21 protein-coding genes, 1 tRNA gene and 1 pseudogene are annotated in these 23848 nt (G+C 64.3%); 19 read left to right on the forward strand and 4 right to left on the reverse strand.

From position 1 onward, the window contains the following. Positions 1-81, forward strand: an 81-nt coding sequence (locus tag C0R46_RS20350; RefSeq protein ID WP_082490844.1) for an EF-Tu C-terminal domain-related protein, incomplete at its 5' end; no start/stop codon positions are given. 343 nt (positions 82-424) lie between these two features. Here C0R46_RS20350 and C0R46_RS20355 read toward each other — a convergent pair. Continuing rightward, positions 425-1246: a glycosyltransferase gene (locus C0R46_RS20355; protein WP_102961512.1), complete on the reverse strand. Its 822-nt coding sequence runs from the start codon at positions 1244-1246 to the stop codon at positions 425-427. A gap of 143 nt (positions 1247-1389) precedes the next feature. On the opposite strand from C0R46_RS20355, the gene C0R46_RS20360 reads away from it, so the two are divergent. The 3 genes from C0R46_RS20360 to C0R46_RS20370 are packed head-to-tail and all read left to right on the forward strand — an operon-like array spanning position 1390 to position 4002. Then, positions 1390-2346, forward strand: coding sequence for an ELM1/GtrOC1 family putative glycosyltransferase (locus tag C0R46_RS20360; RefSeq protein WP_157944712.1), 957 nt, complete (start codon positions 1390-1392; stop codon positions 2344-2346). After that, positions 2346-3041, forward strand: a complete 696-nt coding sequence (locus C0R46_RS20365; protein ID WP_102961514.1) for a hypothetical protein — start codon at positions 2346-2348, stop codon at positions 3039-3041. Before C0R46_RS20360 ends, C0R46_RS20365 begins: the two co-directional genes overlap by 1 nt. Continuing rightward, positions 3028-4002, forward strand: a complete 975-nt coding sequence (locus tag C0R46_RS20370) for a hypothetical protein (protein WP_102961515.1) — start codon at positions 3028-3030, stop codon at positions 4000-4002. Before C0R46_RS20365 ends, C0R46_RS20370 begins: the two co-directional genes overlap by 14 nt. 27 nt (positions 4003-4029) lie before the next feature. On the opposite strand, the gene C0R46_RS20375 is transcribed toward C0R46_RS20370, so the two are convergent. Genes C0R46_RS20375 through C0R46_RS20385 form a run of 3 tightly spaced genes read right to left on the reverse strand, consistent with a single transcriptional unit; the run spans position 4030 to position 6101 of the window. Further along, entirely contained in the window at positions 4030-4692 is a 663-nt protein-coding gene (locus C0R46_RS20375) for a hypothetical protein (RefSeq protein WP_102961516.1), read from the reverse strand. Between the two features lie 27 nt (positions 4693-4719). Beyond that, complete coding sequence (locus tag C0R46_RS20380; RefSeq protein ID WP_102961517.1) at positions 4720-5460, reverse strand: 3-deoxy-manno-octulosonate cytidylyltransferase; 741 nt, start codon at positions 5458-5460, stop codon at positions 4720-4722. 8 nt (positions 5461-5468) lie between these two features. Continuing rightward, complete coding sequence (locus tag C0R46_RS20385) at positions 5469-6101, reverse strand: HAD family hydrolase (protein ID WP_157944713.1); 633 nt, start codon at positions 6099-6101, stop codon at positions 5469-5471. A 197-nt stretch (positions 6102-6298) separates the two neighbouring features. Here C0R46_RS20385 and C0R46_RS20390 point away from each other — a divergent pair, with 197 nt between their 5' ends. From C0R46_RS20390 to C0R46_RS20460, 15 genes and pseudogenes are all read left to right on the forward strand, one after another. Next, positions 6299-6997 (forward strand): glycosyltransferase family protein, encoded by a 699-nt coding sequence (locus tag C0R46_RS20390; RefSeq protein WP_102961519.1) that lies wholly within the window; start codon positions 6299-6301, stop codon positions 6995-6997. Positions 6998-7067: 70 nt separating this feature from the next. Then, positions 7068-7916, forward strand: coding sequence for a 3-deoxy-manno-octulosonate cytidylyltransferase (locus C0R46_RS20395; protein ID WP_102961520.1), 849 nt, complete (start codon positions 7068-7070; stop codon positions 7914-7916). A 49-nt stretch (positions 7917-7965) separates the two neighbouring features. Continuing rightward, positions 7966-8041 (forward strand) — tRNA-Trp (locus C0R46_RS20400). A 146-nt stretch (positions 8042-8187) separates the two neighbouring features. Beyond that, positions 8188-8388 carry a preprotein translocase subunit SecE gene (secE, locus tag C0R46_RS20405; protein ID WP_102961521.1) on the forward strand — a complete coding sequence of 67 codons (201 nt, stop codon included), beginning with the start codon at positions 8188-8190 and terminating at the stop codon, positions 8386-8388. 22 nt (positions 8389-8410) lie between these two features. After that, a complete protein-coding gene (gene nusG, locus C0R46_RS20410; RefSeq protein ID WP_102961522.1) occupies positions 8411-8941 on the forward strand; it encodes a transcription termination/antitermination protein NusG in 531 nt (176 codons plus the stop codon). 149 nt (positions 8942-9090) lie between these two features. After that, entirely contained in the window at positions 9091-9519 is a 429-nt protein-coding gene (rplK, locus tag C0R46_RS20415; protein WP_102961523.1) for a 50S ribosomal protein L11, read from the forward strand. Positions 9520-9523: 4 nt separating this feature from the next. After that, positions 9524-10228: a 50S ribosomal protein L1 gene (gene rplA, locus C0R46_RS20420; RefSeq protein ID WP_102961524.1), complete on the forward strand. Its 705-nt coding sequence runs from the start codon at positions 9524-9526 to the stop codon at positions 10226-10228. A 362-nt stretch (positions 10229-10590) separates the two neighbouring features. Further along, on the forward strand, positions 10591-11109 hold the full coding sequence (gene rplJ, locus C0R46_RS20425) for a 50S ribosomal protein L10 (RefSeq protein ID WP_102961525.1): 519 nt from the start codon (positions 10591-10593) through the stop codon (positions 11107-11109). 51 nt (positions 11110-11160) lie between these two features. After that, a complete protein-coding gene (rplL, locus tag C0R46_RS20430; RefSeq protein WP_102961526.1) occupies positions 11161-11538 on the forward strand; it encodes a 50S ribosomal protein L7/L12 in 378 nt (125 codons plus the stop codon). A 296-nt stretch (positions 11539-11834) separates the two neighbouring features. Then, on the forward strand, positions 11835-15974 hold the full coding sequence (gene rpoB, locus C0R46_RS20435; RefSeq protein WP_102961527.1) for a DNA-directed RNA polymerase subunit beta: 4140 nt from the start codon (positions 11835-11837) through the stop codon (positions 15972-15974). 135 nt (positions 15975-16109) lie between these two features. After that, positions 16110-20309, forward strand: coding sequence for a DNA-directed RNA polymerase subunit beta' (rpoC, locus tag C0R46_RS20440; RefSeq protein WP_102961528.1), 4200 nt, complete (start codon positions 16110-16112; stop codon positions 20307-20309). A 389-nt stretch (positions 20310-20698) separates the two neighbouring features. Beyond that, entirely contained in the window at positions 20699-21070 is a 372-nt protein-coding gene (gene rpsL, locus C0R46_RS20445) for a 30S ribosomal protein S12 (RefSeq protein ID WP_102961529.1), read from the forward strand. Between the two features lie 38 nt (positions 21071-21108). Next, entirely contained in the window at positions 21109-21579 is a 471-nt protein-coding gene (gene rpsG / locus C0R46_RS20450) for a 30S ribosomal protein S7 (protein WP_102961530.1), read from the forward strand. A 30-nt stretch (positions 21580-21609) separates the two neighbouring features. After that, positions 21610-23700: an elongation factor G gene (gene fusA, locus C0R46_RS20455; protein ID WP_102961531.1), complete on the forward strand. Its 2091-nt coding sequence runs from the start codon at positions 21610-21612 to the stop codon at positions 23698-23700. 66 nt (positions 23701-23766) lie between these two features. Further along, positions 23767-23848 (forward strand): annotated as a pseudogene (locus tag C0R46_RS20460) (GTP-binding protein); the annotation flags it as partial.

Below are 23848 nucleotides of genomic sequence, written 5' to 3' on the forward strand. Positions count from 1 at the left end.
ATGGAAGAGAAGCTGCGCTTCGCGATCCGCGAAGGCGGCCGTACCGTCGGCGCCGGCATCGTGTCGTCGATCGTCGAGTAAGACGATCGGCGTCGGTGCCGATAAGCGCCGACGGCTTTGAAACAGTGAGCGCCAACGGGCAATCGCCCGCCGGCGCGGGCGGCGCCGGCATCGTGTCGTCGATCGTCGAGTAAGACGATCGGCGTCGGTGCCGATAAGCGCCGACGGCTTTGACACAGTGAGCGCCAGCGGGCAATCGCCCGCCGGCGCGGGCGGCGCCGGCATCGTGTCGATCGTCGAGTAAGGACGACAGCCTGGCGCGCCCCGTGATAGGGGCGCGCCGGTTCTGCCCCACGGGGCGGCAGTCTTGGATCAAGCAAAGGCGGTCGAGCGCTCAGGCGCTCGGCCGCCTTTTTCGTTTCGGCTAGCGCCAGATCCCGAAGTGCTCCTGAAGGTAGCGGATCGAGCCGCTATTCGCCTCACTGCGCCGATGCCCGGCGACGGCGGACTTGTAGAGCGGATCGACATCGCCTGCGTCGGCTGCCGCCGGCTTCTGCAGGTCCTGCGGCAGCCAGATGCGAATGCCGCGCCGCGCCAGCATCCCGGACAGCCAGACGTCGTCGACGCCCCAGCAGACGTCGGGTATCTGATAGGCCACATCGTCGAAGAAATGCGGGCGCACGACGACGCCGCCAAGCCCGAGCAGAATATCGGCGTAGCCGGCTGACCTGATCTTGCGCCGCGTCTCGGGTTCGACGGGGCTGCGGGAGAGCGCGCCTTTGATCAGCGAGCGGATCTGCCTCAGGCGGTACTCGGCATCGATGGAGCGGCCACGGCGTATCGCTCGCGGCTCGATCGCCGACTGCCTCGGGCCCTTCAGCGTCTTGCCCAGCAGCGCGACGCATTCGTCCGGCCGCTCAGCCTGTGCCTCGAACAGGCCTCCCGCCCAGTCGCTGCGAAACAGACGGTCATCGTCGCAGAAGAGGATGCTGGCGTCGGTGCCGGCAAAGTCTCGTACGGCGAACAGCACTTTCGAGGCCGGACCCAGATCGTCATCCGTCCTGATGACGCTGATTCCCTCCGGCACCTGCGGAGCCGCTCCGTCATAGTCCGGAAAGCGCCGGTACCGACGCGGCACATACAGCCGGATCTCGTCCATGGCGGTACGCTGCCGGAGCAGGCTCAGAAGGGTTGGCTGGATGACCGAAAAGCGCGGCGGGATCGTCGTCAGCGAGATGATACGCATTACCAGGTCCGGGATCGCGCAAGGCGCATGGCGGTGTTCATCAAGACGGCGGGCGGCGTTTGACGGCCTGCACCTGCTGTCAGTAGGACATCCAGCATAAGACATATTCGTTCCTCTGCGCAGGAGCGCTTCGGAGACATTGCGTGCGAGTCTGGACCGTCAGCGAAGAAAAGGCTGGTACGCTGACGCAGTGCCTCGGCGTCGCGGCTCATCTGACCGACGCTCCCGTCGTCCTGAAGATCGGGCGTCTGCCGCGATGGCGCAGGGGGCTTTTCTCGCCCTACCGGGCAACGAAGCGGCCCGAGCCCGACGTCATCATCTCCTGCGGCTGGTTTGCCGAACGGCATGTCGCCCGCATCAAGGAGCGCTTCGGCGGGCGGCCGCTGACGGTGCATCTGCAGCCGCCGCAGCCACAGTCTCGTGCCGTCTACGATCTTGCCTTCGTGTCTCGCCATGACTGGCAACAACCGCGCCTCGACGGGACGCAGTATCACGAGATGATCGGGGTGCCGCACCGGGTCACACGCGCTGGCCTGCAGGACCGCCGGCCCGCCGCCCGCGCCCGTCTGCTGCCGGAGGATGTCGGCCAGCCTGTCGTCGCGATGCTGCTCGGGGGGCCGAACGGCGCCTACGACTATGACCAAGGCACCATCGCCGATCTCCGTCGGTCCGCCGAGACTCTCGCCGATAGCGGTTGGAAAGTGTTCGTCTCGACATCGCGGCGCAGCCGGCCGGAACTCTTGGCGACCCTGCTGCAGATCGAGAATCCGAACCTGCATGTCTGGGACCGGACGGGCGACAACCCCTACCTCGACTATCTGGCGGCGGCCGACGCCTTCATCATCGGCAAGGATACGGTGACCATGCATTGCGAGGCGCTGATGTCGGGCAAGCCCGTCTACAGCTGCGATCTGAAAGCCATCCCGGGCGAGCGGCTGGAGAAGTTCGAGTGGTTCCACCACGACCTTCAGGAGACGCTCCGGCTGACGCGGCGCTTCACCGGCAGCCTCAACCCCTATCCCTACAATTATGAGGCGCCGGCGGAGATGATCGCCGCAACGATCCGCTCAAGCCTTCGCCAGCTGCGGCAGGAGCGTTGATGCGCCCCATCGCTGATATCGCAGCCCTTCACCGTCCGGTCCTCGATGGGCAGGGGCTTCTGCGGCGCCCCTGGGTCATTCTCGGCGGCGCGCCGGACCCGACGCTGCCGGCTGAGCTGCGGCAGAGCCATGCGCGGGTCGATGTCAACAATTCCGGGCTGACGGCGCTGCGTAACGGCTGGGGCGAGGCCGATCTGACGATCCGCCGTCCGGTGGAATCCTGGGAGGTGCATCCGGAGCTTCAGACCCGCGTCCTCCTCTGGTACAGCCCGCGCACGCGGCTACGGCTCCGTTGGAAACTGCTCCGGCAAAGGCGCGCCCGTGTCGGAACGCTGATCAGCATGACCCCCGACGAGCGCGAGTCGATTGTCTACCACCACGTCGGCGAGGAACTGCGCGGGATTGGCGATCTCGGAAAGCCTTCGACGGGGATTGCCGGCCTCTGCTACGGCCTCTTCATGGGCGTGCCGGAGATCGTACTCGCCGGCTTTTCCTTCAGCCGGGAAGGGCACTCCTTCGACACGCTGTCGCGACCACGGATGCAGGTTCCGGAGGACCGCTTCGTTCTGTCGAAGCTCGCGGCAGACCCACGCGTCGCCACAAGCGAGCCGGAGCTTGCCGCCGATCTCGGTCTTCGCCTCTGGCAGCCGCGGCCGGGCAATGAGGGCGGCAGGATCGATCATGGCATCACCTGAGAAGATCGTCGGCCTTTTCGCGGCCACGCGCCAGGGCGGTCTCTTGCAGGGGCTGGCCTCGACACCCATCGAAGGTCTGTCGTTCAAGACCTTTGAGGGCTTGCGCTACGAGGACTGCGACATCGCCGTCTATTTCGGATCGGCGAAGAATGCCGTGACCGAGCGGCAGGACCTGCGAGCGGATATCGACCGCAACCATCGCGGCCCGGTCCTGCGCTGCGAGATCGGCTTCCTCGGGCGCAAGAACATCCCGCGGCCGGCCTTCTTCTCGCGCCTCCTGCGCAAGAACGCCCGCATCGCCGACTTTGATCACTCCTACTACCGCTTCGGCATCAACGGCATCTTCCCTGACACTGCGGAGCTCTTGAACGAGGGCTCGCCCTCGGATCGGTGGGAGATGCTGGCGCGCGAGTTGGGGCTGACGTTGGCGCCTTATAGGCAAGGCGGGCGGCACGTACTCTTGATCGGTCAGACTCCCGGTGATGCCTCGCTCGGCGGCATCGATCTCAGCGACTGGCTCGTACGAACGGCCAGCGACATCCGCAGCCGGACCGACCGGCCGATCGTCTTCCGCGGCCATCCCGGCATGCGGACCGACGACTTCAAGCAACTGACGGATAGGCTGAAGGCGGTTGCCGGACTGACGGTGGCGCCGCACACAGCCAATATCGACCCGCGCTATCTCTCCGAAGCCCATGTGGTGTGCTGCCACTCCTCGAGCTTCTCGCTCGACGCGCTGCTGGCTGGCGTACCAGTGATCGCGCTGTCGGACCGAAACATCGTCTGGCGCTACTGTCCGGGATCGCTGGACGCCATCGAGACACCGCCGCATCCCGATCGTTTTCGCATCTTCAGCGACGTCGCCTATGCGCAGTGGCATCCGAGGGAGATTGCCGACGGCACGGTGATGCGACGCTACGCGCCGCGGCTGATCAAGCTGGTGGATCAGGCTGCGGGCTGACGGACGTCGCGCGCTGCAACCTGTGGATCAGCTTGCGAGCAGCGGCAGGCCCGTTAGACGATGGAGCCCCGGTTCGGTGGTGACGACCTGCGGATAGCGTTTGGCAATCTCGCGCAGCGCCGCGCGGTCCTGCGGGACGTGGCGCCGCGTTCGTGCGGCCGGATCATACTCGTAGCCGTCGGATTCCAGCGAGATGCCTGCGACGATGATGCGGGGGACGCCGACCGCGATGGCGAAGCAGACCAGCGCGACGCCGTTGGAGGGGCGCGCATCGTTGCCTTCGCCGGCAAAGAGCGAGCCGAGCGTACGCAGGATGTAGCGGTCGCGGTCGCCGTTTGTCATGTCGCATTCGGCCGAGCGCGTATGGCCGACGAGGCGCCGCAGCTTGGTGGCGAAGGTGAGGCCGCGGCCCATCCACAGAACGTTGCCGAGCGTCAGACCATCGAGAGCCGGTCCCGACACCTTGCGCGGCAGGAAGGTGAGGTCGGCCGGCGGCAGCCCGAGCTTGGCGGCGGAGCGTCCGGCGAGCTTGACATAGGCATGCACCAGATCGGCCGGCCGGTCTGCTGGTAGGCTTGGCTGTGGCGCCGCGCCGAGAATGAGCCACGGTCGCGCCAAGAGGCCGCGCGCCCGCAGCCAGCGTCGGTGCTGGGCGACGATGAGCGGGAAGCTCATGGGAAGGTCGGTCATGGCGGCGCTATCAGCTCGTTCCAGGCGTCAGGTGCTGCGCTTCATCATCGCGCGCACGCGCTCCAGATCGCTCATCGTGTCAACCGGAATGCCTTCGTCAGCCGGCGTTTCGACCATCAGCACATCGTACCCATGCTCAAGGAAGCGGAACATCTCGACGCCCTCGGCGCGCTCCACCGGACCGGCTTCATGCGCGGAGAAATGCTGCAGGCCCTCGCGCCGGAAGGCATAGAGGCCGAGCTGCCGGTTGAACTGGACTTCGGCGCCCTTCGGAAAGGGAATGGCCATGCGCGAATAGGCCAGCGCCCGGCCATCGAGGCGCATCACCACCTTGACGACATTGGTGTCGATGACGTCGGAGGGTGAGTGCATGGCATTGTAGCCGTTGGTCGCCACGATCCGGTCGTCCCGGCAGTCGAGCATCGCGCCGGCCACGAGATCGATCGCGTCCGGATCGATCATCGGCTCGTCGCCCTGGACGTTCACGAAGATGTCCCCCTCCAGACGGCTGGCGCATTCGGCGACCCGGTCGGTTCCCGAGACATGGTCGGAGCGCGTCATCACGACATCGAGGCCGAGGATTTCACAGGTGTTGCGGATGCGGTCGTCGTCGGTCGCGATGATGACGCGGCTGATGTTCTTCGCCTTCGATGCCTGCTGGTAGACATGCCACAGCATCGGTTTGCCATGGATGTCGGCGAGCGGCTTGCCGGGAAAACGCATCGCGCCGAAGCGGCAGGGGATGACGGCGACTGCGACTGGGGCCATGGGAACGCTCAAGCGAAAAGGAGTGATGTCAGATCTGCGGGCGTCGCGACCGATGCCGTCCGGTACTCGGGCATTCCGCCATAGCCCCATTCGACATGGACATAGTCCAGGCCGGCGCGGCGCGCCGCCTCGGCGTCCGAATCCATGTCGCCGACGAAGATCGTCTCGGCGGGATCGGTGTTCGTCTGGGCCATGGCGTAAAGCAGCGGGTCGGGCGCTGGTTTGCCGCGCAGCCCGCCACCCGGGGTCATGACGACGGCAAAGCTCACCGGTATGCGGTCAAGCACGAGCTGGGTGCGCGCGCCGTCCTTCGAGGTGACGATGCCGAGCTTGACGCCGGTGCGCGCCGCGTTCCGCAGGAACGCTTCGATGCCATCGAACAAAGGCGCGTCCGAGATCTGCTGGCTCGACACCCGCCGGTAGGTCGCCTCGACCTGCCCAGCCTGATCGGCGAGACCGATCCGCGCCATGATATCGGCGAAGGGGCGCCCGATCTCGGCGAAGTAGCGGCTGAAGGGGATGCTGATCCCGAGCTCGCGCTGTACGCCCGTCCAGGCCAGCTCCATGTTGTGGCGGGAGTCGATGATGACGCCGTCGAGGTCGAGAAGGACCAGCCGCTTGCGCCGGTGGAGATTGGTCATGTCCCGCCATCCATGGCTGCCGGATGCACCGACACCGGTTGGCGGGTCATAGCTGCCGTTGCCCGGCCTCGCAAGGCACGCGGCCGGAGCGACGACCCAGCTGCCACGCTTCTCGCCGGATGGCGGCGGTTGTGGTGCCGGGACTGCAGCGGTAAGACGGCCCATATCCATGGCGTACAGGAAGGTGGAGCGTTCTCATGAGCATCGACGTCGCACGGGTCTTCATCGGCTTCGACACCAATGAGGTCGTTGCCTACCACGTGCTTGCGCAAAGCATCCTCGAAAAGTCGTCGATGCCCGTCGCCTTCTCGCCGATCGTCCTCGACAACCTCGAAGGCGTCTTCACGCGCGAGCGTAACCCCTTGCAGTCGACGCAGTTTTCGTTTTCGCGCTTCCTGGTTCCGGCGCTCAGCAACTTCGAGGGCTGGAGCCTGTTCATGGACTGCGACATGCTGATGCGGACTGACATAGCCGAGCTGTGGGCGTTGCGGGACGATCGCTATGCCGTCCAGGTCGTCAAGCACGACTACACGCCGAAGATCGAGACGAAGTTTCTCGGCCAAGCGCAGACCAAGTACGAGAAGAAGAACTGGTCGAGCGTCATCCTGTTCAACAACGCCAGGTGCCGGGCGCTGACGCCGGATTACGTCAACACCGCGACCGGCCTGCAGCTTCACCAGTTCAAGTGGCTCGACGGCGACGAGAACATCGGCGAGTTGCCGCGCGAATGGAACTGGCTCGTCAACGAGTACGAGTACAACGCGCATGCCAAGAACGTGCACCACACCGATGGCGGCCCCTATTTCGACGAGTACAAGAACGACGACTATGCCGACGAGTGGTTCGCGACCCGCGATCGCATGCTGCACGTCACGCAGCGCCACGCCACCGCCTGACCGCTGACGCCGCCGCGACGACGGGCAGGGTGCCGGAGCGCTGCCTCCCAATGACCAAGAGGGTGAGACGATGACGCTGCCGGTGTCGCAGACGGGAAGCGATCATGCGGCGTGGGCCGACTTCTTCCGCGGCTTTCCGGCGATCGTGCTCGTCGCCAACAGCGACGCCGCCGACGTTGCCGCGCTGCGGCGCGAATACGGCTCCGCGGCGCTCTTCGTCTTCTTCAACAAGGTCTACAAGGTTCTCTCGCAACCCTTTGAAGGCAATTCGCTTCTGGTCGCCCGCAGTAGCCAGGCGGGTGCCAATATCGTCTACCGCAAGGAAGTCGAGGACGTTCTGAGGCTGCTGCGCGGTCGGGGCTTCCGCGGCATTCTCAACCTGAAGGCAGGCGATGCCGAGCGCTTCAGTCCCGCACAGGAATTCGGGGCGGTCGATGTCGGCTATCTCGATCTCGTCGAGCGGTTCACCGGCTTCTATCCGGCGACGCATGTACCCACGAGCGGCTTTGCCCTGGCTTTGTGGCTGGCCGAGCAGGAGCTCGGCACGCGGGTCGTGCTCGCCGGCTTCACGGCCAAGCGCAGCCTCCGCTGGAAGCTCTTCACCGATCACGAATGGACATTCGAACAGGTGGTGCAGCGGCTGATGGTGCGCACCGGCCGGATCGAGGTCGCGGGAGCAATGCCGGCTGGATCGATCAGTGCCATCGCAGGGCGATTCGACGGCATCAGCGAAGCCGAGGTGGCTCTGGTCGCATCCGATGTCCTCTCGGAGCGTCTGGAATCGGCCAATGTCGCGATTGACGGACTGATTGCACTGACGCGGCTGCAGCGCCGTTTCGATTCAGCGTTGCGCGCGCTGAAGCCGAAGACCCGCAAAGCCAGGCTCCTGGAAAAGGAGAAGGCGGAGAACCCCGGATAGTGCTTGCCAAGCCCGGCGCGAATGCTTATTCGGAGGCGCCTTCAAGCGAAGGGGTATAGCTCAGTTGGTAGAGCGGCGGTCTCCAAAACCGCAGGTCACAGGTTCGAGCCCTGTTGCCCCTGCCATCCACATTCATGATTTCGTCACCTGTGGATGGCCAGCCTCAAGCAAGGCCTTGTGAATCATTCCATCGGTCGTTATGTAGCGTTTAACGCATGTGGCGCGGAGGGCTGTCAGACAGCTCTCACGCGCCTAAAGCCGTGAGCGGTGTATGGCTACCAAGACAAATCCCGTCAGCTTCTTTCAGCAGGTTCGCGCCGAGACCGCCAAGGTCACCTGGCCGAGCCGGCGGGAGACGATGATCTCGACCGTCATGGTGGTGGTGATGGTCGTCGTCGCGGCGGCCTTCTTCTTCGTCGCCGATCAGCTGCTCGGCTATGCCGTCGGCCTGATCATGAGCGCCGGCCGCTGAGCGCAGGAGTTCCGGTTTCAGCATGACTGCCCGTTGGTACATCGTCCACGCCTATTCGAATTTCGAGAAGAAGGTGGCGGAATCGATCGAGGAGCAGGCCCGACAGAAGGGTCTCTCCGACAAGTTCGAGCAGATCCTCGTGCCGACCGAGAAGGTCGTCGAAGTGCGTCGCGGCCGCAAGGTCGATGCCGAGCGCAAGTTCTTCCCGGGCTATGTGCTGGTGAAGGCGGAGCTGACCGACCAGGTCTTCTCCATGATCAAGAACACGCCGAAGGTGACGGGCTTCCTGGGGCCCGACAACCGGCCGGTGCCGATTTCCGAGCATGAGGCGCTCCACATCCTGAACCAGGTTCAGGATGGCGTCGAGCGGCCGAAGCCCTCGATCATCTTCGATATCGGCGAGAACGTGCGCGTATCGGACGGTCCGTTCGCCTCCTTCAACGGCGTCGTTCAGGAGGTGGATCAGGAGCGTGCGCGCCTGAAGGTCGAGGTGTCGATCTTCGGCCGTGCGACCCCTGTGGATCTCGAATTCGGTCAGGTCGAAAAGGTCTGATCGAATGGCGACCCTAGAGGTCGCCACAACGCCATGCGGGAGGCGCGCCGGCTGAAGCCGGCCGGAAGCGCCGCACCGCATGGGCTGCAACGGCCGCCTTGCGGCCAGTGAGCCGGCTTCGGCCGGCGTGACAACAAAGGCAGACACGAATGGCTAAAAAGGTCATGGGCCAGCTCAAGCTGCAGGTCTCGGCCGGTTCGGCGACTCCGTCGCCGCCGATCGGTCCGGCGCTTGGTCAGCGTGGCATCAACATCATGGAGTTCTGCAAGGCGTTCAACGCGCAGACCCAGGAGATGGAGAAGGGGTCGCCGGTTCCGGTGGTGATCACCTATTTCCAGGACAAGAGCTTCACCTTCCAGATGAAGACTCCTCCGGTCAGCTACTTCCTCAAGAAGGCTGCAAACCTGAAGTCGGGCTCGAAGGAGCCGGGCAAGGTGGTGGCTGGCTCGGTGACGCGCGACCAGGTGCGCGACATCGCGGAGAAGAAGCTGAAGGACCTGAACGCGAACGATGTGGAAGCGGCCATGCTGATGGTCGAGGGCTCCGCCCGTTCCATGGGTCTGACGGTGGAAGGCTGAGACGATGGCTAAGATTGGCAAGCGCATCCGCAGCGCCCGCGAAGGCATCGATCGCGACAAGCTCTACGCTCTGACGGACGCCGTCAGCCTCCTCAAAGAGCGCGCGACGGCAAAGTTCGACGAGACGATCGAGATCGCGATGAATCTCGGTGTCGATCCGCGCCACGCCGACCAGATGGTCCGCGGCGTCGTCAACCTGCCGAACGGCACCGGCCGCACCGTCCGCGTCGCGGTCTTCGCGCGCGGCGACAAGGCGGATGAAGCCCGTGCCGCTGGCGCCGACATCGTCGGTGCCGAGGATCTCGTCGAGCAGGTCCAGGGCGGCACGATCGACTTCGACCGCGCCATCGCGACCCCGGACATGATGGGTCTCGTCGGTCGTCTGGGTAAGGTTCTGGGCCCCCGCGGCCTGATGCCGAACCCGCGCGTCGGCACCGTAACGCCGGACGTCACGGCCGCCGTCAAGGCGTCCAAGGGCGGCGCCGTCGAGTTCCGCGTCGAGAAGGCCGGCATCGTGCATGCCGGCGTCGGCAAGGCGAGCTTCGCCGCCGATGCTCTGGCCGAGAACATCCGCGCGTTCGCGGACGCGGTGCAGAAGGCCAAGCCGACGGGTGCCAAGGGCAACTACGTGCAGAAGATCGCACTGAGCTCGACGATGGGCCCCGGCGTCAAGATCGATCCGGCTTCGGTTCAGCAGGCGAACGCCTGACCTTACATTTGGCGGACGGCGAGCCTATATCAGCCGTTCGCCATTCCAAGAACACGGACCTTCGGGTCCGGACAGGGGGCTTCGGCTCCCGCGCATGCCTGTCCGAGATTGTGGGCGACCGAAGCCGAGAGGCTCCGGTCATAATCATCAGAAAGCCCGCATGAGACGGGGAAGTCCCGAATTCTCCGGCCCAGCCGGATCCTTCGGTTCGAACCTCTGAATGCCTTGAGCCGTCCGCTGGTTCCATGAGCCACGGACACGCCAAGGGGACAGGATCTCCGAGCGTCGTCCGGCTTTGGCCGGGCGGCTAAAGGCAACCGGCGATGCGTTCGCAAGAACGTCTCGCCAAATGGAGAGAGGCAGTGGACAGAGCGGAAAAACGCGAGTTCGTCACGGAGCTGCACGAGTCCTTCAAGGGCTCGGGCGCGATCGTGGTGGCCCACTATGCCGGTCTCACCGTGGCGCAGATCAACGACCTCCGGTCGAAGATGCGTGCTTCGGGAGGCACCGTCAAAGTCGCGAAGAACCGTCTCGCCAAAATCGCTCTTCAAGGCACGGACGCCGAAAAGATCGCTGACCTGTTCGAAGGTCAGACCCTGGTCGCTTATTCCAGCGACCCGATCGCGGCTCCGCGTGTCGCCAACGACTTCGCCAAGGGGAACGACAAGCTCGTCATCCTCGGCGGAGCGATGGGGACCACAGCTCTCAACGCGGAAGGTGTGAAGGCTCTCGCCACCATGCCTTCTCTGGACGAACTGCGAGCCAGGCTCGTCGGCATGATCAGCACGCCGGCCACCCGCATCGCAGCTGTCGTTCAGGCGCCTGCGGCTCAGCTCGCACGCGTCTTTGGAGCCTATGCCAAGAAGGACGAAGCGGCGTGAGGATGGTTCCTCGCTGCATGTTCTCAATTTCGAACCTGAAGGAAGACTACAATGGCTGATCTCGCCAAGATCGTTGAAGACCTGTCGGCGCTGACCGTCCTCGAGGCGGCCGAGCTGTCGAAGATGCTCGAAGAGAAGTGGGGCGTTTCCGCCGCTGCTCCGGTTGCCGTCGCGGCTGCCGGTGGCGCTGGTGCCGCTGCTCCCGTCGAGGAAGAGAAGACCGAGTTCGACGTGATCCTCGCCGAAGCCGGCGCTCAGAAGATCAACGTCATCAAGGAAGTCCGTGCGATCACGGGCCTCGGGCTCAAGGAAGCCAAGGACCTCGTCGACGGCGCTCCGAAGCCGGTCAAGGAAGGCGTCTCGAAGGACGAGGCCGCCAAGATCAAGGACCAGCTCGAGAAGGCTGGCGCCAAGGTCGACGTCAAGTAAGCGCGGGCTTCGCGTTTACAGCCAGAACTGCGGGGCGGGACGGCTTTCGGCCGTTCCGCCTTCCGTGCTCCCGCCAGGGAGTTGCGGATCGGGCGCCCGAAGGGCGGTCCGGTCCGTCGCCGATGACTGAACGTGCGCGTGTTCCAACGGCTGGCAAGCCGTTCGAAGACGCGGACCGACGATCCGGCGGCTGATGTTTGACCGGGCGTCTGCGGCGGACCCCCGGTGCTCTCTTCGGAGAGCGTGGTGTTGAAGCCCTCCGGCCAAGGGGGCGATGTCATGATGAAGGAGCGACGATGTCTCAGACGACGACGTTTAGCGGTCGCAGGCGGGTGCGCAAATTCTTCGGGTCGATCCCCGAAGTCGCGGAGATGCCGAACCTGATCGAGGTCCAGAAGGCCTCTTACGACCAGTTCCTCATGGTCGACGAGCCGAAGGGCGGGCGTCCGGACGAAGGTCTGCAGGCCGTCTTCAAGTCCGTCTTCCCGATCTCCGACTTCTCCGGACAGTCGATGCTCGAATTCGTCAAGTACGAGTTCGAGGCGCCGAAGTTCGATGTCGACGAGTGCCGCCAGCGCGACCTGACCTTTGCGGCGCCGCTGAAGGTGACGCTGCGCCTCATCGTGTTCGATGTCGATCCGGATACCGGCTCCAAGTCCATCAAGGACATCAAGGAGCAGGACGTCTACATGGGCGACATGCCGCTCATGACGATGAACGGCACCTTCATCGTCAACGGCACCGAGCGCGTCATCGTTTCGCAGATGCACCGCTCGCCGGGCGTCTTCTTCGACCATGACAAGGGCAAGTCGCACTCCTCCGGCAAGCTGCTCTTCGCAGCCCGCGTGATCCCGTATCGCGGCTCCTGGCTCGACATCGAGTTCGATGCCAAGGACGTCGTTTATGCGCGTATCGACCGCCGTCGTAAGATCCCGGTGACGAGTCTCCTGATGGCGCTCGGCATGGACGGCGAGGAGATCCTCTCGACCTTCTACAACGTCATCAAGTTCGAGAAGGACAAGAACGGCTGGCGCATGCCGTTCTCGGTGGAGCGCGTGCGCGGCCAGAACGCCGTTGCCGATCTCGTCGATGCCGACTCGGGCGAAGTGCTCGTCGAGGCCGGCAAGAAGGTGACGGCCCGTCAGGCCCGTCAGCTGAAGGAGAAGGGCGTCAAGGCTCTCCGCGCCACCGAAGAGGATCTCTACGGCAACTACCTCGCCGAGGACATCGTCAACTACCAGACGGGCGAGGTCTATCTCGAGGCTGGCGACGAGATCGACGAGAAGACCCTCAAGGTCCTCCTGGACGCCGGCTACGACGAGATCTCGGCTCTCGACATCGACCACGTCAATGTCGGCGCCTACATCCGCAACACGCTCGCCGCCGACAAGAACGAGAGCCGTCAGGACGCGCTCTTCGACATCTACCGCGTCATGCGTCCCGGCGAGCCGCCGACGATGGAAACCGGCGAGGCGATGTTCAAGTCGCTGTTCTTCGACGCCGACCGCTACGACCTTTCGGCCGTTGGTCGCGTCAAGATGAACATGCGTCTGGACGTCAATGCCGAGGACACGGTCCGCGTGCTGCGTAAGGAGGACATCCTTGCCGTGGTGAAGACGCTGGTCGACCTGCGTGACGGCAAGGGCGAGATCGACGACATCGACAATCTCGGCAACCGCCGGGTGCGCTCTGTCGGCGAGCTGATGGAGAACCAGTACCGCCTCGGCCTGCTCCGCATGGAGCGGGCGATCAAGGAGCGCATGTCGTCGGTCGAAATCGACACCGTCATGCCGCAGGACCTGATCAACGCCAAGCCGGCGGCCGCAGCGGTGCGCGAGTTCTTCGGATCCTCGCAGCTGTCGCAGTTCATGGACCAGACGAACCCGCTGTCGGAGATCACGCACAAGCGTCGTCTCTCGGCGCTCGGACCTGGCGGCCTGACCCGCGAGCGGGCCGGCTTCGAGGTGCGCGACGTGCATCCGACGCATTACGGCCGCATCTGCCCGATCGAAACGCCGGAAGGCCCGAACATCGGTCTTATCAACAGCTTGGCGACGTTTGCTCGTGTCAACAAATACGGCTTCATCGAAAGCCCGTATCGGCGCGTCATCGACGGCAAGGTGACTCAGGAGGTCGTCTACCTCTCGGCCATGGAGGAGTCCAAGCACCACGTCGCGCAGGCGAATGCGGTGCTGAACGACGACTTCACGTTCCAGAACGAGTTCATCATCTGCCGCCATCAGGGCGACGTCTTCATGACGCCGCGCGAGAACGTCGATCTTATGGACGTCTCGCCGAAGCAGCTGGTCTCGGTCGCCGCGGCGCTGATCCCGTTCCTTGAGAACGACGACGCCAACCGCGCGCTGATGGGCTCCAACATGCAGCGCCAGGCGGTGCCGCTGGTGCGGGCCGAGGCGCCGTTCGTCGGCACCGGCATGGAGCCGGTGGTGGCGCGCGACTCCGGCGCGGCGATCGGCGCACGGCGGACGGGCATCGTCGACCAGGTCGACGCGACCCGTATCGTCATCCGCGCCACGGAGGACCTCGAGGCCGGCAAGTCCGGCGTCGACATCTACCGTCTGATGAAGTTCCAGCGCTCCAACCAGAACACCTGCATCAACCAGCGTCCGCTGGTGGCGGTGGGTGACAGGGTGCGCAAGGGCGACATCATCGCGGACGGCCCGTCGACGGATCTCGGCGATCTCGCCCTCGGCCGCAACGTGCTCGTCGCGTTCATGCCGTGGAACGGCTACAACTACGAGGACTCCATCCTCCTGTCCGAGCGCATCGTCGCCGACGACGTCTTCACCTCGATTCATATCGAGGAGTTCGAGGTCATGGCGCGCGATACCAAGCTCGGACCCGAGGAGATCACGCGCGACATTCCGAACGTGTCGGAAGAGGCGCTGAAGAACCTCGACGAGGCCGGTATCGTCTATATCGGCGCGGAAGTGCAGCCAGGCGACATCCTGGTCGGCAAGATCACGCCGAAGGGCGAAAGCCCGATGACGCCGGAGGAGAAGCTGCTCCGCGCCATCTTCGGCGAGAAGGCGTCGGACGTGCGTGACACCTCCATGCGCATGCCGCCCGGAACCTACGGCACGGTCGTCGAGGTGCGCGTCTTCAATCGTCACGGCGTCGAAAAGGACGAGCGTGCGATGGCGATCGAGCGCGAGGAGATCGAGCGTCTCGCCAAGGACCGCGACGACGAGCAGGCGATCCTGGACCGCAATGTCTATGGCCGCCTCGTCGACATGCTGAACGGCAAGACGGCGATCGCCGGGCCGAAGAGCTTCAAGAAGGGCGGCGCGCTGTCGCCCGAGGTGATGCAGGAGTATCCGCGTTCGCAGTGGTGGATGTTCGCCGTCGAGGACGAGCGTCTGCAGGGCGAGCTGGAGGCTCTGCGCAACCAGTACGACGAGTCCAAGAAGACGCTCGAGCAGCGCTTCATGGACAAGGTCGAGAAGGTGCAGCGCGGTGACGAGCTGCCCCCGGGCGTCATGAAGCAGGTGAAGGTCTTCGTCGCTGTGAAGCGCAAGATCCAGCCGGGCGACAAGATGGCCGGACGCCATGGCAACAAGGGCGTCGTCTCGCGCATCGTGCCGGTCGAGGACATGCCGTTCAACGAGGACGGCACGCATGTCGACATCGTGCTCAATCCGCTCGGCGTGCCGAGCCGCATGAATGTCGGGCAAATCCTCGAGACACACCTCGGCTGGGCCTGTGCGGGCATGGGGCGGAAGATCGGCGAGATGCTGGAGGCTTACCAGCAGTCGCACGATATTCAGCCGCTCCGTCAGGAAATCGCCGGATTGCTGGGTGACAACGACCGCAACGAACCGGTGAAGACCTACGACGACGACAGCGTCCTCACGCTGGCCAAGCAGATGAAGAAGGGCGTCTCCATCGCGACGCCGGTCTTCGACGGCGCGGTCGAGCACGACATCGTCGAGATGCTGGAGAAGGCCGGGCTGAACGGATCGGGGCAGGTGACGCTCTATGACGGGCGCACCGGCGAGCCGTTCGATCGGCAGGTGACGGTCGGCTACATCTATATGCTGAAGCTGCATCACCTCGTGGACGACAAGATCCACGCCCGGTCGATCGGTCCGTACTCCCTCGTTACCCAGCAGCCGCTGGGTGGTAAGGCGCAGTTCGGCGGCCAGCGCTTCGGCGAGATGGAGGTCTGGGCGCTGGAAGCCTACGGCGCCGCCTACACGCTGCAGGAAATGCTGACGGTGAAGTCGGACGACGTCGCCGGACGCACCAAGGTCTATGAGTCGATCGTTCGCGGCGACGACGCCTTCGAGTCCGGCATCCCCGAGAGCTTCAACGTTCTCGTCAAGGAGATGCGCTCGCTCGGCCTCGACGTCGACCTGTCGAACACGGCCGCGGAGCCGCAGCCGGTGGAAAGCCTGCCGGACGCGGCCGAGTAAGACCGCATTCAAGGCCGCGCTTCGTGCGCGGCCTCTGGATCGGCGCCTCACCGGCGCCGGTCCCGCCGATCATGACGTATTCAGTGGCCGGCTCTGCCGCGCCCCGGGGCCGAGACCCCAGAAGGAGAGAGCACCATGAACCAAGAGGTCATGAATATCTTCAATCCTCAGGTGCAGGCTCAGACGTTCGATAGCATCCGGATCTCGCTCGCGAGCCCGGAAAAGATCCTGTCGTGGTCGTTCGGCGAGATCAAGAAGCCGGAGACCATCAACTACCGTACCTTCAAGCCGGAGCGCGACGGCCTGTTCTGCGCCCGCATCTTTGGTCCGATCAAGGACTACGAGTGCTTGTGCGGCAAGTACAAGCGCATGAAGTACAAGGGCATCATCTGCGAGAAGTGCGGCGTCGAGGTCACCCTCTCGCGCGTGCGTCGCGAGCGCATGGGCCATATCGAGCTCGCCGCGCCGGTCGCCCATATCTGGTTCCTGAAGTCGCTGCCGAGCCGCATTGGAACGCTGCTCGACATGACGCTGAAGGACATCGAGCGCGTCCTCTATTTCGAGAACTACATCGTCACCGAGCCTGGCCTCACCGCGCTGAAGGAGCACCAGCTCCTCACCGAGGAAGAGTACATGATCGCCGTCGACGAGTATGGCGAGGACAGCTTCACGGCGCTGATCGGCGCCGAGGCGATCCAGGAGCTGCTCGGCTCCATGGACCTCGAGAAGATCGCAGGCGACCTTCGGTCGGAGCTGGCGGAGACGACCTCCGAGCTCAAGACCAAGAAGTACATGAAGCGTCTCAAGATCGTTGAGAACTTCCTGGAATCCGGCAACAAGCCGGAGTGGATGATCATGCGCGTCGTGCCGGTGATCCCGCCGGACCTGCGTCCGCTGGTGCCGCTGGATGGTGGCCGCTTTGCGACGTCCGACCTCAACGACCTCTATCGCCGCGTCATCAACCGCAACAACCGCCTGAAGCGGCTGATCGAGCTGCGCGCGCCGGGCATCATCATCCGCAACGAGAAGCGCATGCTTCAGGAGGCGGTCGACGCGCTGTTCGACAACGGCCGTCGCGGCCGCGTCATCACGGGCGCCAACAAGCGTCCGCTGAAGTCGCTGTCCGACATGCTGAAGGGCAAGCAGGGTCGCTTCCGCCAGAACCTCCTCGGCAAGCGCGTCGACTATTCCGGCCGCTCGGTCATCGTGACGGGTCCGGAGCTGAAGCTGCACCAGTGCGGCCTGCCGAAGAAGATGGCGCTCGAGCTGTTCAAGCCGTTCATCTATGCGCGGCTGGACGCCAAGGGCTATTCCTCGACGGTCAAGCAGGCCAAGAAGCTGGTGGAGAAGGAGCGTCCGGAGGTCTGGGATATCCTCGACGAGGTTATCCGCGAGCATCCGGTGCTCTTGAACCGCGCCCCGACGCTGCACCGCCTCGGCATCCAGGCCTTCGAGCCGGTGCTGATCGAGGGCAAGGCGATCCAGCTGCATCCGCTGGTCTGCACGGCCTTCAATGCAGACTTCGACGGCGACCAGATGGCGGTGCACGTGCCGCTGTCCATCGAGGCGCAGCTCGAAGCGCGCGTCCTGATGATGTCGACCAACAACATCCTGCATCCCGCGAACGGCGCGCCGATCATCGTGCCGTCGCAGGACATGGTGCTCGGCCTCTACTACCTCTCGATCATGAACGAGAACGAGCCGGGGCAGGGCATGGCCTTCTCCGACATCGGCGAGATGGAGCAGGCGCTGTTCACCAAGGCGGTGACGCTGCACACCAAGATCAAGGGTCGCTTCAAGACGGTCGACGAGAACGGCAAGCCGGTCTCGAAGATCTACGAGACGACGCCTGGCCGCATGCTCATCGCGCAGCTCCTGCCGAAGAGCCACAAGATCCCCTTCGACATCGCCAACGATCTGATGACGAAGAAGAACATCTCGCGGCTCATCGATCAGGTCTATCGCCACTGCGGTCAGAAGGACACGGTGATCTTCTGCGACCGCATCATGCAGCTGGGCTTCAAGCACGCCTGCATGGCCGGCATCTCGTTCGGCAAGGACGACATGCTGATCCCGGAGACCAAGCCCAAGCTGATCTCCGAGACGCAGGCGCTCGCGAAGGAGTACGAGCAGCAGTACAATGACGGCCTGATCACCCAGGGCGAGAAGTACAACAAGGTCGTCGACGCCTGGGCCAAGTGCACGGACAAGATCGCCGACGAGATGATGGGCCGCATCAAGGCGGTCGAGTTCGACAAGGAAAGCGGCCGTCAGAAGCCGATGAACTCGATCTACATGATGTCGCACTCCGGCGCGCGCGGGTCGCCGACCCAGATGCGCCAGCTGGCGGCCATGCGCGGCCTGATGACCAAGCCGTCGGGCGAGATCATCGAGACGCCGATCATCTCGAACTTCAAGGAAGGTCTGACCGTTCTCGAGTACTTCAACTCGACGCACGGTGCCCGTAAGGGCCTTGCCGACACCGCCTTGAAGACGGCGAACTCGGGCTATCTGACCCGCCGCCTCGTCGACGTGGCGCAGGACTGCATCATCACGCAGACCGACTGCGGCACCCCGAACGGCCTGACGATGCAGCCCATCGTCGACGCCGGTCAGGTGGTGGCCACGCTCGGCCAGCGCATTCTCGGCCGCACGGCGCTGGAGGACATCCTCCATCCGACGAGCGGCGAGGTGATCGTCGCTGGCGGCGTCACCATCGAGGAGCGCGACATCGAGGTGATCGAGAAGGCCGGCATCCAGTCGGTGAAGATCCGCTCGGCGCTGACCTGCGAGGTCCGCACCGGTATCTGCGCCACCTGCTACGGCCGGGATCTGGCCCGCGGAACGCCCGTCAACATGGGCGAAGCCGTCGGCGTCATCGCGGCCCAGTCGATCGGCGAGCCTGGAACCCAGCTCACCATGCGCACCTTCCACATGGGCGGAACGGCCCAGGTGGTGGACACCTCGTTCCTCGAGGCGTCCTACGAGGGCACGGTGCAGATCCGCAACCGTAACGTCGTGCGCGACTCCGAAGGGCGTCTCGTCGCGATGGGCCGCAACATGGCCGTGCTGATCCTCGATCAGAACGGCAAGGAGCGCGCCTCGCACCGCGTCACCTACGGCAGCCGCATCTTCGTCGATGACGGTGATACGGTGCGCCGTGGTCAGCGTATCGCAGAGTGGGATCCGTACACCCGTCCGGTTCTCACCGAGCTCGACGGCACGATCGGCTTCGAGGACATGGTCGAGGGCATCTCGGTGTCCGAGCAGACCGACGAGTCGACCGGCATCACCAAGCGTGCGGTCATCGACTGGCGGGCAAGCCCGCGTGGTCAGGACCTCAAGCCGGCGATCGTCATCAAGGGCGACGACGGCTCGATCTCCAAGCTGTCGCGTGGTTCGGAAGCCCGCTACCTGATGTCGGTGGACGCCATCCTGTCGGTGGAGCCGGGCGCGCGGGTGAAGGCCGGCGACGTTCTGTCCCGTATCCCGATGGAAAGCGCCAAGACCAAGGACATCACCGGCGGTCTGCCGCGCGTCGCCGAGCTCTTCGAGGCCCGTCGTCCGAAGGACAACGCGGTCATCGCGGAGATCGACGGCACGGTGCGGTTCGGTCGCGACTACAAGAACAAGCGTCGCATCGTCATCGAGCCGCATGAGGAGGGCGTCGAGCCGGTCGAATACCTGATCCCGAAGGGCAAGCCGTTCCACCTCCAGGAAGGCGACGTCATCGAGAAGGGCGACTACATCCTCGACGGCAATCCGGCGCCGCACGACATCCTGGCCATCCGCGGCGTGGAGGCTCTCGCGAGCTACCTCGTCAACGAGATCCAGGAAGTCTACCGGCTCCAGGGCGTCGTCATCAACGACAAGCATATCGAGGTGATCGTCCGGCAGATGCTGCAGAAGATCGAGATCGTCGAGTCCGGCGACTCCGGCTACATTCCGGGCGACCATGTCGACCGGATCGAGCTGGCGGAGCTGAACGAGCGTCTCGCGGAAGAGGGCAAGAAGCCCGCATCCGGCAACCCGGTGCTGCTTGGCATCACCAAGGCATCGCTGCAGACGCCGTCCTTCATCTCGGCGGCGTCCTTCCAGGAGACCACCCGCGTCCTCACCGAGGCGGCGGTCGCCGGCAAGATGGATATGCTGCAGGGCCTGAAGGAGAACGTCATCGTCGGACGTCTCATCCCGGCGGGCACCGGCGGTACCATGACGCAGGTTCGACGCATCGCCAGCGCTCGCGACGAGCTGATCATCGAGGATCGGCGCAAGTCGTCGAATGCGGTGGAGAGCGATCGCATGCTGTCGGACATGTCGAGCGCAGCCGAATAAGCTGCGGCGACTTAAGCAAAGTGGATGATCGAAGGCCGCCTCCGGGCGGCCTTTGCATGTCGAGCCATGCGTTTGCCTCCCGTCAACCTTGCACCGGCCATCGCGGGTTGACGGAGGGAAACGGAATCGTTAGATACCCGCCAACAGAGCCGATGTGAGGCCGAATCTTCCCGTGGACGCCGCGTCCGGGAGCTTGGCGCCTCAAACAAGGCTTCGTTCAACGAGACATCACATCGCTGGCCGCATGACCGAGACCGGTCCTCTGCTTCGTTCCGGGCATCCACTATTGCAGTGGATCGATGCCCGGTTTGGCGCATGGCAATGATCCGTCCGCGGATTCGTTGATGTCTCGTCTTGAGCCGCGTTAGAGAAGAAAAAGGAAGGTTGGAATGCCGACCATCAACCAGCTGATCCGGAAGCCGCGTGTCCGCCCGAGCGAGCGCAACACGGTTCCGGCGCTCGAGGCGAACCCGCAGAAGCGCGGCGTCTGCACCCGCGTCTACACCACGACCCCGAAGAAGCCGAACTCGGCTCTGCGTAAGGTCGCCAAGGTCCGCCTCGTCAACGGCTACGAGGTGATCGGCTACATTCCCGGTGAGGGTCACAACCTTCAGGAGCACTCCGTGGTGATGATCCGCGGCGGCCGCGTGAAGGATCTTCCGGGCGTTCGCTACCACATCATCCGCGGCGTGCTCGACACGCAGGGCGTCAAGGACCGCAGGCAGCGCCGTTCGAAGTACGGCGCGAAGCGTCCGAAGTAAGCCGCCCGTTCGACGCCCAGAGATAAAGAGACGTCACCATGTCCCGTCGCCATCGTGCCGAAAAGCGTGAGATTAACCCGGACCCGAAGTTCGGCGATCTCGTCGTCACCAAGTTCATGAACGCCGTCATGTATGACGGCAAGAAGTCGATCGCCGAGCGCATCGTCTACGGTGCGTTCGACGCCGTTCAGGTCAAGACTCGGCAGGACAGCCTGGCGATCTTCCATCAGGCGCTCGACAACATCGCGCCGCATGTCGAGGTTCGCTCCCGCCGCGTTGGCGGTGCAACCTACCAGGTTCCGGTCGACGTTCGTCCGGAGCGTCGTCAGGCTCTGGCCATCCGCTGGCTGATCACGGCCGCCCGTAACCGCAACGAGACCACAATGGTCGATCGTCTGTCGGGCGAGCTGATGGACGCCGCCAACAACCGAGGCACCGCGGTGAAGAAGCGCGAGGACACGCACCGGATGGCGGAAGCCAACCGCGCCTTCTCGCACTACCGCTGGTAATCGAAATTCCGGATCGAAAGGCGTCGTCCCATGGCCCGCGAATATAAGATCGAAGACTACCGCAATTTCGGCATCATGGCCCACATCGATGCCGGCAAGACCACGACGACCGAGCGCATCCTCTTCTACACCGGGAAGTCCCACAAGATCGGCGAAGTCCATGACGGCGCCGCGACGATGGACTGGATGGAGCAGGAGCAGGAGCGCGGCATCACCATCACGTCCGCCGCGACGACCACCTTCTGGGAAGGTCGTGACGGCAAGAAGCGTCGCTTCAACATCATCGATACGCCGGGCCACGTCGACTTCACCATCGAGGTGGAGCGTTCGCTGCGCGTGCTCGACGGCGCCATCGCGCTGCTCGACGCCAATGCCGGCGTGGAGCCGCAGACCGAGACCGTGTGGCGCCAGGCGGACAAGTATCACGTCCCGCGCATGATCTTCGTCAACAAGATGGACAAGACGGGTGCGGACTTCTTCCGCTGCGTCGAGATGGTCAAGAGCCGTCTCGGTGCGCGTGCCGTCGTCGTTCAGCTGCCGGTCGGCGCCGAGAACGAGTTCAAGGGCGTCATCGACCTTATCGAGATGAAGGCGCTCATCTGGCGAGACGAGACGCTCGGCGCCAAGTGGGACGTCGTGGAGATCCCGGCCGACCTGCAGGCGCAGGCCGAGGAATACCGCGAGAAGATGATCGAGGCCGCCGTCGAGATCGACGAGGCTGCGACCGAGGCCTATCTCGAAGGCACGATGCCCGACAACGAGCAGCTGCGTAAGCTGATCCGCAAGGGCACCTGCGAGGTCTATTTCACGCCGGTTCTCTGCGGCTCGGCCTTCAAGAACAAGGGCGTGCAGCCGCTCCTTGACGCCGTCGTCGAGTTCCTGCCGTCGCCGGTCGAAGTTCCTGCGATCAAGGGCATCGATCCGAAGACCGAAGCTGAGACCGAGCGCAAGTCGTCCGACGACGAGCCGCTGGCGATGCTCGCCTTCAAGATCATGAACGACCCGTTCGTCGGCTCGCTCACCTTCTGCCGCATCTACTCCGGCAAGCTCACCAAGGGCGTGTCGCTGGAGAACACGGTGAAGGGCAAGCGCGAGCGCATCGGCCGCATGCTGCAGATGCACTCCAACTCGCGTGACGACATCGACGAGGCCTTTGCCGGCGACATTGTCGCACTGGCGGGCCTCAAGGAGTCGACCACGGGCGACACGCTCTGCGATCCGCTGAAGCCGGTCATCCTGGAGCGCATGGAGTTCCCCGAGCCGGTCATCGAGATCGCGATCGAGCCGAAGACCAAGGGCGACCAGGAGAAGATGGGCCTCGCGCTCAACCGTCTGGCTGCCGAGGATCCGTCCTTCCGCGTCAAGACGGACGAGGAGTCCGGCCAGACGATCATCGCCGGCATGGGCGAGCTTCATCTCGACATCATCGTCGACCGCATGAAGCGCGAGTTCAAGGTGGAGGCGAATATCGGCGCCCCGCAGGTGGCGTATCGCGAGACGATCACGCGCCGCGCCGAGGTCGACTACACGCACAAGAAGCAGACCGGCGGCACGGGCCAGTTCGCCCGCGTCAAGATGGTGTTCGCACCTTCCGAGGCCGGCGAGGGCTTCAAGTTCGAGTCGAAGATCGTCGGTGGTTCGGTTCCGAAGGAATACGTGCCGGGCGTCCAGAAGGGCATCCAGTCCGTGCTGTCCTCCGGTCCGCTGGCCGGCTTCCCGATGGTCGACATCCAGGCCGAGCTCATCGACGGCGCCTATCACGACGTCGACTCCTCGGTGCTGGCCTTCGAGATCGCCGCGCGTGCCGGTTTCCGCGAAGCCATTCAGAAGGCGGGTCCGAAGCTGCTCGAGCCGATCATGAAGGTCGAGGTCGTGACGCCTGAGGATTATGTCGGCGACGTCATCGGCGACCTGAACTCGCGGCGTGGCCAGATCCAGGGCACCGAAGCCCGTGGCATAGCCACCGTGGTCAACGCCATGGTGCCGCTCGCCAACATGTTCGGCTATGTGAACACGCTGCGTTCGATGTCTCAGGGCCGTGCCCAGTACACGATGCAGTTCGATCACTACGAGCAGGTCCCGAACCAGGTCGCGGACGAGATCCAGAAGAAGTACGCCTGACGCTTTCGCGACAGGCGGTCGTTATTCGGCTCTCCGGAGCCTTGCTAGAGACAATGGAGTGGCAAGATGGCCAAGGGTAAATTCGAGCGGACGAAGCCGCACGTCAACATTGGAACGATTGGTCACGTTGACCATGGGAAGACGTCGC

This window comes from Mangrovicella endophytica (assembly GCF_002893625.1).
Lineage (GTDB): Bacteria > Pseudomonadota > Alphaproteobacteria > Rhizobiales > Rhizobiaceae > Mangrovicella > Mangrovicella endophytica.

What these genes read in the sequence shown, in the direction of transcription:
- C0R46_RS20355 (WP_102961512.1), bottom strand. Translation starts at nt 1,246, where the DNA reads ATGCGTATCATCTCGCTGACGACGATCCCGCCGCGCTTTTCGGTCATC.
- C0R46_RS20365 (WP_102961514.1), top strand. Translation starts at nt 2,346, where the DNA reads ATGCGCCCCATCGCTGATATCGCAGCCCTTCACCGTCCGGTCCTCGAT.
- C0R46_RS20370 (WP_102961515.1), top strand. Translation starts at nt 3,028, where the DNA reads ATGGCATCACCTGAGAAGATCGTCGGCCTTTTCGCGGCCACGCGCCAG.
- C0R46_RS20375 (WP_102961516.1), bottom strand. Translation starts at nt 4,692, where the DNA reads ATGACCGACCTTCCCATGAGCTTCCCGCTCATCGTCGCCCAGCACCGA.
- C0R46_RS20380 (WP_102961517.1), bottom strand. Translation starts at nt 5,460, where the DNA reads ATGGCCCCAGTCGCAGTCGCCGTCATCCCCTGCCGCTTCGGCGCGATG.
- C0R46_RS20385 (WP_157944713.1), bottom strand. Translation starts at nt 6,101, where the DNA reads ATGACCAATCTCCACCGGCGCAAGCGGCTGGTCCTTCTCGACCTCGAC.
- C0R46_RS20390 (WP_102961519.1), top strand. Translation starts at nt 6,299, where the DNA reads ATGAGCATCGACGTCGCACGGGTCTTCATCGGCTTCGACACCAATGAG.
- C0R46_RS20395 (WP_102961520.1), top strand. Translation starts at nt 7,068, where the DNA reads ATGACGCTGCCGGTGTCGCAGACGGGAAGCGATCATGCGGCGTGGGCC.
- secE (WP_102961521.1), top strand. Translation starts at nt 8,188, where the DNA reads ATGGCTACCAAGACAAATCCCGTCAGCTTCTTTCAGCAGGTTCGCGCC.
- nusG (WP_102961522.1), top strand. Translation starts at nt 8,411, where the DNA reads ATGACTGCCCGTTGGTACATCGTCCACGCCTATTCGAATTTCGAGAAG.
- rplK (WP_102961523.1), top strand. Translation starts at nt 9,091, where the DNA reads ATGGCTAAAAAGGTCATGGGCCAGCTCAAGCTGCAGGTCTCGGCCGGT.
- rplA (WP_102961524.1), top strand. Translation starts at nt 9,524, where the DNA reads ATGGCTAAGATTGGCAAGCGCATCCGCAGCGCCCGCGAAGGCATCGAT.
- rplL (WP_102961526.1), top strand. Translation starts at nt 11,161, where the DNA reads ATGGCTGATCTCGCCAAGATCGTTGAAGACCTGTCGGCGCTGACCGTC.
- rpoB (WP_102961527.1), top strand. Translation starts at nt 11,835, where the DNA reads ATGTCTCAGACGACGACGTTTAGCGGTCGCAGGCGGGTGCGCAAATTC.
- rpoC (WP_102961528.1), top strand. Translation starts at nt 16,110, where the DNA reads ATGAACCAAGAGGTCATGAATATCTTCAATCCTCAGGTGCAGGCTCAG.
- rpsL (WP_102961529.1), top strand. Translation starts at nt 20,699, where the DNA reads ATGCCGACCATCAACCAGCTGATCCGGAAGCCGCGTGTCCGCCCGAGC.
- rpsG (WP_102961530.1), top strand. Translation starts at nt 21,109, where the DNA reads ATGTCCCGTCGCCATCGTGCCGAAAAGCGTGAGATTAACCCGGACCCG.
- fusA (WP_102961531.1), top strand. Translation starts at nt 21,610, where the DNA reads ATGGCCCGCGAATATAAGATCGAAGACTACCGCAATTTCGGCATCATG.